Annotated in this window: 8 protein-coding genes and 1 pseudogene; 5 read left to right on the top strand and 4 right to left on the bottom strand. The window is 68.6% G+C overall.

Annotation, left to right across the window (positions count from 1 at the left end; all coding sequences use genetic code 11):
- The first annotated feature begins 510 nt into the window (after positions 1-510).
- The 3 genes from tap (at position 511) to ACF08B_RS41005 (ending at position 3,902) form a co-directional block, all read left to right on the top strand.
- On the top strand, positions 511-2,508 hold the full coding sequence (gene tap, locus ACF08B_RS40995) for a telomere-associated protein Tap (protein ID WP_392322133.1): 1,998 nt from the start codon (positions 511-513) through the stop codon (positions 2,506-2,508).
- A 270-nt stretch (positions 2,509-2,778) separates the two neighbouring features.
- Complete coding sequence (locus tag ACF08B_RS41000; RefSeq protein WP_392322134.1) at positions 2,779-3,528, top strand: transposase family protein; 750 nt, start codon at positions 2,779-2,781, stop codon at positions 3,526-3,528.
- A gap of 44 nt (positions 3,529-3,572) precedes the next feature.
- Complete coding sequence (locus ACF08B_RS41005) at positions 3,573-3,902, top strand: hypothetical protein (RefSeq protein WP_392322135.1); 330 nt, start codon at positions 3,573-3,575, stop codon at positions 3,900-3,902.
- Positions 3,903-4,030: 128 nt separating this feature from the next.
- Here the strand turns inward: ACF08B_RS41005 and ACF08B_RS41010 are convergent, their stop codons facing one another.
- From ACF08B_RS41010 to ACF08B_RS41020, 3 genes are all read right to left on the bottom strand, one after another.
- Complete coding sequence (locus ACF08B_RS41010) at positions 4,031-6,553, bottom strand: Helicase associated domain protein (protein ID WP_392322136.1); 2,523 nt, start codon at positions 6,551-6,553, stop codon at positions 4,031-4,033.
- 403 nt (positions 6,554-6,956) lie between these two features.
- Positions 6,957-7,322 (bottom strand): cytotoxic translational repressor of toxin-antitoxin stability system, encoded by a 366-nt coding sequence (locus ACF08B_RS41015; RefSeq protein ID WP_392322137.1) that lies wholly within the window; start codon positions 7,320-7,322, stop codon positions 6,957-6,959.
- Positions 7,323-8,011: 689 nt separating this feature from the next.
- Positions 8,012-8,446, bottom strand: a complete 435-nt coding sequence (locus ACF08B_RS41020) for a prevent-host-death protein (RefSeq protein ID WP_392322138.1) — start codon at positions 8,444-8,446, stop codon at positions 8,012-8,014.
- Positions 8,447-9,259: 813 nt separating this feature from the next.
- Between ACF08B_RS41020 and ACF08B_RS41025 the strand changes: the two genes are divergently transcribed.
- Positions 9,260-9,520, top strand: coding sequence for a type II toxin-antitoxin system Phd/YefM family antitoxin (locus tag ACF08B_RS41025; protein ID WP_392322139.1), 261 nt, complete (start codon positions 9,260-9,262; stop codon positions 9,518-9,520).
- Entirely contained in the window at positions 9,517-9,762 is a 246-nt protein-coding gene (locus ACF08B_RS41030) for a type II toxin-antitoxin system RelE/ParE family toxin (protein WP_392322140.1), read from the top strand. Before ACF08B_RS41025 ends, ACF08B_RS41030 begins: the two co-directional genes overlap by 4 nt.
- A 486-nt stretch (positions 9,763-10,248) precedes the next feature.
- Here the strand turns inward: ACF08B_RS41030 and ACF08B_RS41035 are convergent.
- Positions 10,249-11,106 (bottom strand): annotated as a pseudogene (locus tag ACF08B_RS41035) (hypothetical protein); the annotation flags it as partial.

Below are 11,106 nucleotides of genomic sequence, written 5' to 3' on the forward strand. Positions count from 1 at the left end.
GGCGAACTTCGGCATGGCGGAACTCCTCGGTCTTCCGGTGCGGGCCCCTGCGGCCCGCCGTTTCTGACACCGGAAACGCTACGTTGCATTCACCTAATGGGCAACATCCTTGTTGCCGCAAATCCCCGTAGCCGCAGGGTAATGCAGGGAAATCATTGCAACGGTTGGGAATCTAACGCAACAGCGTGGGCTTGAAGTTGTTGCAATGGAATGCGGTAAACGCCAAGCCTTGACCGGAAGACCTGCCTCGTCCGTGACCTGACCCGGACGTGGACGGACGCGCGCTGTGCGCAGGCGATCGCCCCCGAACTCAGCTGCCAGAGGCGTGCGGTTGCCGGAGAACGGCATGAGCCCCATAGTCCCGCCGTGTAGCACCTCATGCGGGTGTGTAACCGGCGGTGGGCGTTGTCACGGCATCGGCACGGCGGACCTGTGAGGGCCCTGCACTCTCGCATGTCCTAAAAATGATAAAATGGCAGGTTAAGTAATGGGTGGGAGGAGGTGGGGTGGGTGGTATCGGAGGCGGAGTTGTACGCGTCGGTGGATGCGCTGCTTCAGGAGGGGGAGCCGGCGCTGCCGCCTTTGGAGGAGCGTGCGCGTTTGCGTGAGGCTGCCGGGGTCAGTCAGGCGGGTCTGGCACGGGTGATGAGGTCGACGACGCAGACGGTCAAGAACTGGGAAAACGGTCGGTCGGAGCCGAGGGGCCCGCGGTTGTCGGCGTACCAGCGGCTGCTGCAGGGCTGGGCGGCGAAGTACCCCGCTCCCGTCGGGCGCAGGTCTGCCGTCGCTGCGGCGGTGTCGACAGGTGTGACCGGCCCCTTCGCGCAGAGGGCCGCGACACCCATGTCCACAGATTCGCGGTTCTCGAACGGTCCGCTCGTCGTGCTGGACGGTGACGGTGCCGCCTACGGCGCGGGTGGCGTCGTACTCGACTGCCCGGCGACCTCGATCGGGGGATTGCTGGAGTGGGTGTGTGCCGAGTCCGGGCTCGGTGCGCCGCGTCTTCACCGGTACGGCCACGACGGCGATCCGCTGATCGTGCTGACCGGGTCCGCGGCCGTGAGGCTCGGGCTGCCCGAGCACCTGGAGGGTCACGGCAAACGCCGCAGGCTCCTGCCCGAGGACCATCCGGTGGGCCAAGAGCTGGGTAAGACAGGCTGGCACCTCACCCGCCGCGGCTTCAGCTCGTGGACCAAGGTCTACCGCACGGGCGCAAGCGGGCGGCAGGGCGTGCGACTCGCGGTCCTGCCGTGGAACGCCTGCGACGAGCGCTCCTGGCCGGGCGTTGCCGGGATGGACCCGGTCAACATGGCCCAATCTCTCGGCGTCTACGCCCAGCGGGTGATCACCCCGCGCGGCTCGCCGGCCCTGGCGGGTCTGGATCTGATGACCGCGCTGCGCCCGCCCGCGCGTCCAGTGCGGGAGGAGGGCACCGGGAACTGGGTGTCCGTCCCCAACCCAGGCTCGCTGGGCACGGAGCCGATGGAACCACCACCTCCGGAAGCCGGCCCCCACCACCCCGTGGTCGTCGCCTCCGGCTGGACGGCCGGGTTCCTAAACGAGGAGCCGCTCCAGTGGGTCCGCGACACGGACCTCCTGAACGATGACGAACGCCGGTGTCCCTACGCGGTGGGATTGGCGGTGAACACGGCCTTCTGCGCGGCCGCCGACCGCCTCATCGTGGGCCTCTCGGAGCCCGTGCACGTCACGAAGCCGCCCTTCGACCCCAAGGTGCCGGGTTCCTGGCTGGTCGACCTCTCCCGCGTCGAGGTGGATCCCCGCCTGCCCAGCCCGTTCACCCCGACTGGCTGCCGTCCCGAGGGCCCGTCCTGGTATGAGACGCACACCGTCGCCTACGCCCAGGAACTCGGTTACAACGTCCAGCCCTTGGAGGCGTATCTGCGCTATGAGAAGGGCCCGTATCTGCAGCCGTGGCACGACCACCTCCAGACCGCCTACCTCGACACCCTCGCCGACCTCGGCGTCACCCGGGACCTTTCCGACGCCGAGTTCCTCGCGGCGATGGACCGGCGGACACAGGCCGACCCGGCCCTAACCGCCGTTCTCACGGCGATCGAGGCCACCATCAAAGGAGCCATCGGCAAGCTGCGCGAACGCCCTCACACCACGCGCTACGAGGAAGGCGAGCGGTGGCCGGCCCTCGAGCGCCCGACGTGGCGGCCGGACATCCGCGCCGCGGTTGTGTCCAAGGCCCGGATCACCATGCACCGCAGACTGCTGGCCGTGGCGGCGATGACCGGCCGGTACCCCCTGGCGGTGTGGTCGGACTGCGTCGCCTACCCCAGCCCCGGCCCCTCACCGGTGGACTTCCTGCCCTACAGCGCCTCCGGCAAGCCCCAACCCGCCGGATTCCGCCTGGGGCCCGCCCCCGGGATGGTCACGCTGAAGGGCACCCAGCCGATGCGATGGGCGCTCGAAGTCGTGGAACGGGGAGAGAATCCCGCCCGCCACATCGAGGACGGCACCTCGGTGCTCGACGGCGGGTAGCCTCCCACCCCCTAGCACTCCTCACCGCAGTCCTGCCCCCTGGCGTTGACCGACGCCGTACGCCGTACCCGAATCACCGCGTCGGGCGGGGCTTCTGCGCCTCGCGTGCGGAACGCAACCATCGCGGGCCCAGAGGAATCTATGAGCGTTTTCAGAGTGGGCACCGATCGGGTGATGGCGGTGCTGGCGGGGCGGGTAGCGAAACGAGCGAGGCCCTCCGACGGTTGAGTGAGGTGTCTGACGTCTCAACTCGATGGCCGGAGGGCCTCGTTGGTTTTCTATCCTGCATCACTCGACCTGCCACACGCGCTGGTGGAGTGGGTCACCATGCTGATTGTCACCCGCGAGGGTGACCGACGCTGCAAGCTCCGGCCGTCGCAACGCGCGATCATCGCGCTGGTGTACTTGCGCAAGCACGACACCCTCACTCAGCTCGCGGCCGGGTTCGGGATCAGCGTGGGCACGGCCCACGCCTACGTCCGCACGGTGACCGGCCACCTCGCGCGAAAGGCGCCGGGGCTGGCAAAGGCCCTGCGCGAGGCCGGCGACGAGTACGTCCTGGTCGACGGCACCCTCGCGCCGTGCGACCGGGTCGGCGACGGCCGCGCCCACTACAGCGGCAAGCACCGTCAGCACGGCGTCAACCTGCAGGTCATCACCGGTCCCGGCGGCAACCTCGTATGGATCTCCCGGCCGTTGCCTGGCCGCACCCATGACCTCACCGCGGCTCGCCGCCACCGGATCGTCGCCACCTGCGCCCGCCTGAAGATTCCGGTCCTCGCGGACCTGGCCTACACCGGCGCCGGCAAGGGCGTCGCCGTCGCGATCCGACGACGCCCCAAGCAGGAGCTGACCACAAGGGAGAAGTCGCTGAACAAGGCGCACGCCCGGCTGCGCTGCCCGGTCGAACGAGGCGTTGCCACCGTCAAACGCTGGCGCATCTTCCGACACGCCCGCTGCAGCCCCAGCTGGCTCGCGTCAGCCGCCAAGGCGATCCTCACCCTGGAGAGGCAACGCTGAAAAGGCTCTATGGCTCGATAGGTGAGCGGAGGAGTGGGTTAGCGGTGGTCAAGCAGCATGGGAAGGGCCGTCGCATCTTGTGGTGGTGGCTTCTCTTCGTGGGCGCCGCTACCGGTATCGGCGGGTACGTCGGTGGCACGCGCTATTACCAAAACCCTGAGACGCGGGACATCGGGAATGTGGCCTTTTGGGTCATGCTCGCTGGTGGCTGGCTGGCTCTCTATGCCGGCGGGCACCTCGTTGAGTCTGCTCTGCAGCGTGGCGTGGGGCGCTTCTTCGCTGGTATTGCCAGGCGGAGCGCGGCCAGTCATCCAACCGTGCAGCGTGCGCATTCGGATGAACAGGATGCCGTTGGACAGCAGTCTGGCCGATAGCGGACGGCTCCTTGTCCCTCTCCGTGTCACTACAACCCAGAGGGCGGGATCGGCTGACCATCGTCGTGTTGGTCGAGGAGTTTCCCGACACCGACAGACCGAATGGAGCGGCTAGCAGGGCATCCGAACTACGCCCACCGCATGCCGATAGCGGAGAGCTGCTGCACCCGCTGTGGTGACAAGGCCGCGGTCCTGCTCCGCTGGTTCCCGATCCAGGCCCCCAGGCGCACCTCCCTTTCCTCCTGGCCGTCGTCGACGAACCGTTCGATGTGCTTCCTCGGCACCCGCAGGTGTCCCTCGCGTTCGTAGTACTGCTTGGCGGCCGTGTAGTGGGTGGCCCATTTGTCGGCCTGGGAACGCCGGGGTTTCGGTTTCTCGTCGTCGGCGGCGGGTTGGATGCCGAGGACGTGCTCCAGCATCCATTGCTGGACGGCGGTGAGCCTGTCCCAGCCGAGCCGCTGTGCCCGAGCCCACCGTCCGAGGTCCTCGTTCTGGTGCACGGTCTCGCCCGGCGCCGTGGGTAGTGTGCCGCCGGCTTCGAGGTGCTGCCGCGTGAGGTGGAAGCAGCGTTGCCAGTCGACCGGCCATGCCGGGCACCAGGCGGGGTCGATCTCCTCCAACTGCCCGCGCCGCTCCTCGGACAGCGTCCCGGCCGCCGGCGCCGCGGGCAGCCCTTGGGCCTGACGCTGTTCGTTCACCACCGCTCGCCGGGCGGCCGCCCGAGTGTTCTTCAGAAATAGCCCTACACGATAGCCCTGGTGGATGGCGTCGGCTGGTGCTGCGAGGTGCCCGTTTTCGGCTGCCCAGCCGCGGGCTGCTGCGAGTCCTTCGTCCCAGGCGACGTCGTAGTGCGACCAGACCATGCCCAGCTTCTCCAGCTGCGCCACGCGGCCGGGGGACATGTCGCCGCGGGCGTGGAACCTTCGAGCGTCGGCGGCCCATTGCCCGAGGGGGAAAGCGGCGAGCGAGGCCGGCCACGCCTCGTCCTCCGCCTCCTGTCCGCTGCCGCCGGTGGGGACGCGGTAGGTGAAAGGGACGCGCAGGTCGCCGTGGTAGCGGTGGTAGAGGGTGGCGGCTTCGATGCCGCGGCGCCAGTGGGCGTGTTCGGGGTTGAGGACACGGAGGTTGATGAACGCGGCCAGTTGAGCGGGGTCGCGGGGGGCGGAGAACTTCAGCAGCTGACGGGCCGGTGCCGACACGCGGTCGTTTCGGTCGCCCGCGGCTTGCCCTTCATCCTCCGTGCCGGAGCGGGTCTGTACGCCTCTGACACGGCTTTGGGCTTGTGGCTCGGCGAGCTGCTCCACCACCCGGGTGTCGTGCGCTCTCAGCGCCGTGAGCAGCTTGGCCAGGCCGCCGAAAGCGCGGGAGGTGAGCATGTTGTCGGCGGTCTCGCCCGGGCCGAGCAGGACGGGTACGACGAGGGAGGCGATCTTGCCGTCGCCCGGCTGCACTCGCAGGGCGCGGCCGACGGCCTGGACGAGGTCGGGCATGGAGCCGCGGACGTCCGCGAAGTAGACGGAGTCGCATTCGCGGGTGTCGACCCCCTCGCCCAGCACGCGAACGGAGCCGAGGAACGTCTTCTCCACGACCGTGCCACCAGCAGCGACCCCTCGGGAGAATTCGTCCAGGACCCGGCGCCGGTGCAGCGGCTTGTGCTCACCGCACAGCCAGTCGGCCCACACCATGCGCGGGTACAGCCCAGGCTCGGCCGCATGCAGCCGCTCAGCGACGTCTGTGAGGCCGGCCGCGAACGCCTCAGCCTCCTTGACGACATGGTGAAAGACCAGCGTCCGGCGAAAGCCCTCCTCGGCCGAGGCTTTCACCAACGCGGTCTGCAGGGCGGCGAGCCGGGCCCCGCGGACCTCGTCCGAGCGGCCCTCCGCGCCCAGGAGCTGTGCGGCCTGGAGGTGGGTGTCGGTGATGTCCAGGCACACCACCTGGTACGGCGCGCAGATTCCCCGGTCGATCGCCTCCGACAGGGTGAGGGTGTAGCAGCGCGCCCCGAACGGACCCTCCGGATCGTCCTCCATCGACGCCACCAGCTCACCCGGCACCCCCGGCGCAGCCTCCAAGCCGTCGCCCAGCTGCCACAACCTCGGGGTCGCCGTCATATACAGCCGGCGCAGAGCGGGGATGCGGGTGTTGTCGTGGACGACGGCCCACGGCTTGCCGATCCGCCCGGAGGTCCGGTGCGCCTCGTCCACGACGATCAGGTCCCACCCCGGAAGGCCGGCCTGGTGCGCCCGTTCCAACATGCCGAGCCCGAGCGAGGCGTACGTGGCGAACACGGTCACCTTGTCCAACGGCCGCACCCACGCGACCAGCTCATCCGCGTCGGTGGTGTTCGGAAAGGGCGCCTCCGGCCCCCGCAGGGACGAGACCCCGATCATCGGCCCCGTACGCCCGCCCTCACGCCAGCCGGCCTCGGTCTGCGCCAGCAGATCCAGCGACGGCACGAGCACCAGCACCCGACCCGCACGCAGCTCCTCCGCGCTGCGCACGGCGACGAGGGTCTTGCCCGAGCCGGTCGCCATGACCACCTGCGTCCGCAGCCCTCGCTCGGGCACTGTCGGTCGCGCGGGGATGGCGAGGGAGCGCACGACCGCGTCCACGGCTTCTCGCTGGTGGGGGCGGAGTTCCTTCGCTGCCATGCCGGTCAGCCTTCTGCTGTCTGGTGGATGCGGTGTCGTGCGCGGTGGGGGCGAAGAGGCGACTGCTCGACGGATCTTGCTAGGCCGAACCGTGACTGTGCAAGACGGCGGTCGGCGGCAGGCACCACGCCGCCGCTGGGGTAGGGCGGGGGGTTCGCTTCCCGCGACGCGCCAATGTCGTCACTGCGAGCCGCGGGGCGAGGAACGCCGTCAGCCCGGCCATCGCGCGGCATGCTGGTTACGACGAGTTCTGTCGGTGGGCCGCTTGCTGAGCGGCCGCGTGGCTCATCAGGTCTGTGCCGGCTGTCCGGCCGGCGGTTGGCCGGGCGGTGCGCAACGTGATGTAGCCGCACGCAGTACCGCCTGGCCGGCTGCTACGGGCACCACCCACGTGTGACGAGCTCTACTCTCCCGCACTCCAATACTTGTTCATGCGCTCCACCGCTTCTTGCTTGGACATGCGCGCTACAGCCTTTTCCGGCAGCCCCACCTTGTGAATCAGCTGGTAGGCGAGGGAAACCGGGACAGAGGCCTTGGGTTGTTCGGGCGCTCCGCGGTCGGGGCGCACACCGTCCTTGACGCAGGCCCAGAAGTCGGCTTCTTCCACCTCCAGCTGTACACGGAGGATGTGCTGCCACATGGCCGGACCGTAGTTCGTTCGGTCGACCGGATGGGAGATGCGGGTGTACAGGATGCGGCCGTCGAACAGCGTCAGCTCGTACCTGTAGTGGTCACCACCGATATGGATCGGCTGCCACTGGTCGTTCACGCAGAACTTCTGGTGACTGTCACGGTCGGGTGCGGGCCAGCTCACCATGGGGCATTCACCCGTCCGCGGCCTAGCGCGATGAGCTTGCTGTGAAGCAGTGGGACCAGCCCCCTCGTTGTCTCGACTGCGAGCGCCCCTGCGTAACCGGGCCATACCGGGTCGCGGTATGTGGCTGCAGGACTGCCGTGCTCATCGATGTTCGGTTAGGGGTGGTCCTGGCATCGAGGGGCAGCAGAGTGGCGTGTGGGAAGGCGGGTGAGCCTTCGGCTAAAGCCTGCCATCCCTCGTTAAGTACGTCAAGTACGTGAAGTACTTACCAAGAGATGGCAGGCGTGCGTACCTCTCTGGCCGCAGGTCGCTCAACAAAGACAAAGACGTGCAAACCACCGAACACTGCGCTGGTAGGGCCCAGGCGGCTTGTGCGTGTGACGGCGGGGGGTCAGGCGGCGGAGCGGGAGGGTGCTGTCGCTTGCGCGCAGGGCCTCTTGGGCGTCACCTTCGCAGTCGCAGCATCGAGATGGTTCTCCATGGGCGACGGCCTTCGCCCGAAGCGCCCTGCGGGCTTACTCCTTCCGGCCGCCGTCGAGTCCGCTGTTGGCCTCTGCCTGTCGCCTAAGGTGCCAACCAACCCGTGCTGGATGGTTGGGGCTGGTCGCATCCAGTGTGGGTGGCGCAATGCAGGAGGACCCTCAGGCGCTGGCGCGGGTCGTCGGTTCCTCGTCGCCGACGAGCCAATTGCGCAGTTGGGTGTTGTCGCTGATGCCCACCAACTGCACCAACCCCCAGTTGTCACGGTGGTTCGGGGCAGTGGACAGGTGGTCGTGCCAGTCGTCTGCGTAGGCGCGTAGAGCGCGGATCATGTCCTCGATCGCTGCCTCTAGAGTCGCGCCGTCTGCTGCGATGGGCAGCCCCGGCAGGAAGATCGACCAACCGCCGCCCTCGGGGACCGCCTGAGCCTGCGGGCAGAGTCGGGCCAGGTAGTGGCGTAGACGTTCGGCGTCCACGACCGCAGCCCTGCCGCTATCCCGGCGGACAGTGGCAACCATGCCGCGTTCCGCCGCGTCCAGCAGGTCCTTGAAGTGCGCACGGGCGTCGGTATAGCTGTTGTAGTGCACTGCCGGCATGGTGTGCGCTCCTTCGCTTATGTGGTCGGCGCATGGGCTTGCCATTGGCTGCCGACTCGCAAACGTGCTTACTTGCCGATCCCGTGTGCAGGCCGGCGTCATGCTGCGTCGTTCAGGGCTGCCAGCGCGGATGCCAGCTTTGAGGCTCGACGGAGCGCGGGCTCGCGTCGACGGGCCGTACGGCCAGCATTGGGGGGTGGCAAGGGGCATGCGGCGCGGCGGCGAGAAGTATGGCGGACACGGCTGTGAGGACCATGGCGGTGGCCCCCCTTCCTGCACCCTGGCGGAGGATGCCCTAAGAGGGTCCCATCCCTCCATGCGTACGTCAAGTACTTCGCGTACGTACACTGCTCATGGCTGTCCAAGGGTTGACGATCTTCATTACCTTTTGATCGCCCCTGCACGTCTGAGGCCGCCCCATGTTCGCTCGTGACGGCAAGCCCTTGTGCGCCTCCCTGCGAATACAGCGTTGCGCCCCGGGCCGCCGGCCCCGGCCCAGGCGCACTGACCGCCTGGCAGGCCCGTCCCCTCGACCGCGGCTACCGCGACATCCTCGGACTCTGGGCTGGCGGCGAGTGCGTATTACGTGCGCTAAGCGCGTACAGCCGAGCACGGCCCCGGCCGGCCCCGCCGGGTCGCCGTCGGTCCCCGGCTTCGACGGACACGACGCCGGGCCGCCCTCTCTCCTTCCCCGACGCAAGCACCATGACGACGGATGCGCCTGGGCAGGCGCAGCTGCACTGCCGGAGCTGAAGTTCCTCGTTGCGTTGGAACCGCATGCCAGGACATGCACACTTCCGTAAGGTGGTGTGCATGACGGAGACGACGTATTCGATCGTGGAAGCCCGCGCCCGCCTGGGCGCCATCGCGCGTGAGGTCAGCGCCACTCGGGAACCGGTCGCCATCACCGATCACGGGCAGACCGTCGCCATACTGGTCAGCCCCGCCGACGCCTTGGAACTGCAGGAGCTGCGCGCGCTGGCCGCCTACCGCGCCCGCCAAGCCCGCGGTGAGAACGCCGGCGTCTCCCACGACGAGGCCTACCGCCGCGTGTTCGGCGGGGATGAGCGTTGAGCTACGAGATCATCTGGGAGCCCGAGGCCCTCACCCAGGCAGAGCGGTTCGCCAAGGACGACCCCGACGGGGTACGGCAGGTGTTCACCGCCGTCGACCGCCTGGCCGACAACCCCCGCCCCGACGGCGCGTTCGGCAGCACCGACCTGCTCCGCATCCACGTCGCTGCCTACCGCGTGATGTACGAGATCAGCGACCAGCAGATCCGCGTCAGCGTCATCCACCTCGGACGCGTGCGCTGACCCCCGGCCACGACGCTCAGAACAGCGGCAGCTCCGGCTCGGGGCCTGGATCGGAAACAAGCGCAGCAGAGCCGCCACCCTGACACGAGAGCGCATGAAGCAGCTGGCCGCCACCGGCATGCGATGGACCTGACGGCGAACAAGCTCGGCCACCCAGGCGCAGCGGCTACGCCGTGAAGCGCACCTCCATGGCGGCTGCTCGATCCGTTCCGGTGTCAGCGCCGCGGCCCGGGAGCGCTGGTTTCCGATCCAGGCCCCCAGCCTGAGCTCCCGCTGCTCCTGGTCCTCGTCGTCGTCCTCTCCCATGGTGATCGTTTCGGTGTGTTTGCGCGGTACTCGAAGGTGGCCTCTGCGCAGCGGCGGCATGGATGCTGCGCCTGTGTTCACTGAGACGCTCATGAGTATTTCGGTGCAAGGCGTCGAGGCCCATCCTCGTCGGATGGGGCACGCCTGCAGACGACGAGCGCGACCGCTGGTTCAGGCAGTTCATGGCGAAAAGGTTTCGGCGAGGGCGCGTCGACGTCGTTCGTAGTCGGCGACTTTGGCGACGAGGTAGGCGGTGGTGATCGGCTTGTTGTACTGGCCGGTGATTCCCTGGGCTGTGCATTCTCGGGCGACGAGGTCCAGCGGGGGCGTGTCGGTGGTGCGTTCGCGGTGTTGGGCCCAGACGGTGTAGATGCGAAATCCAAGGGTGTATCGGCGCAGGGTGGAGGGGCTGACGGGGGTGCCTTTACCGCCGGGTATGCCTTGAGTGTCGAGGTATCGGGACAGTTCCTCGACGCTCGGCTCCCATCCGTGCTTCTCGCGGTACTGCGTCCAGGCGAGGAAGTAGCGGTCCACGACGGTCAGGGCCGATCCTTGCGCGCTTGCTGCGGGTCGGTCGGTCGAGGGGGGCTGTTGGCGGCGCTGCTCGTCGGCAGCGGCGGCAGGATGTTCGGCCGCGGCTTCGGCGCGAAGATCTGTCTTTGCCTGCTTCCTGAGGAGGAAGCCCGTGTCTTTGGTCGTGGGCCCAGGGGCCGGGGAGGTGCTGCTGGTGCGTTCAAACTGTAGGAAGTCAGCGCCGTGTGCCGGTAGTCGCGGTGCGGCGCCTGGCCGGCCGTGGCTGCTGGAGGTGTCCCCGCGCTGGTAGGAGCGGGCAGTAGGGGTGGCTGTCGCGGGTGGGGCATGCGGGAGGCGTCCGCCTGCGGCTGTGGGTGGCTCCTGCCCGGCGGCTGCGAGTCCTGTCGTGGCCGTCTTTGCCAGCGGGACGCCGTAGCGGGCCAGGCGCAGCGGCATCAGCGACTCCACCGGAGCCTTGCGGCGCCAGGCGCGGCCGAAGCGGGAGCGCAGCCGCGCCTGGTAGAC

The sequence above is a fragment of the Streptomyces sp. NPDC015139 genome, from assembly GCF_043079785.1.
Classification (GTDB): domain Bacteria; phylum Actinomycetota; class Actinomycetes; order Streptomycetales; family Streptomycetaceae; genus Streptomyces; species Streptomyces albidocamelliae.

Bases quoted from the DNA above. Each gene is read 5' to 3' on its own strand.
- ACF08B_RS41025 (WP_392322139.1), top strand. From the start codon at position 9,260: ATGACGGAGACGACGTATTCGATCGTGGAAGCCCGCGCCCGCCTGGGC.
- ACF08B_RS41020 (WP_392322138.1), bottom strand. From the start codon at position 8,446: ATGCCGGCAGTGCACTACAACAGCTATACCGACGCCCGTGCGCACTTC.
- ACF08B_RS41010 (WP_392322136.1), bottom strand. From the start codon at position 6,553: ATGGCAGCGAAGGAACTCCGCCCCCACCAGCGAGAAGCCGTGGACGCG.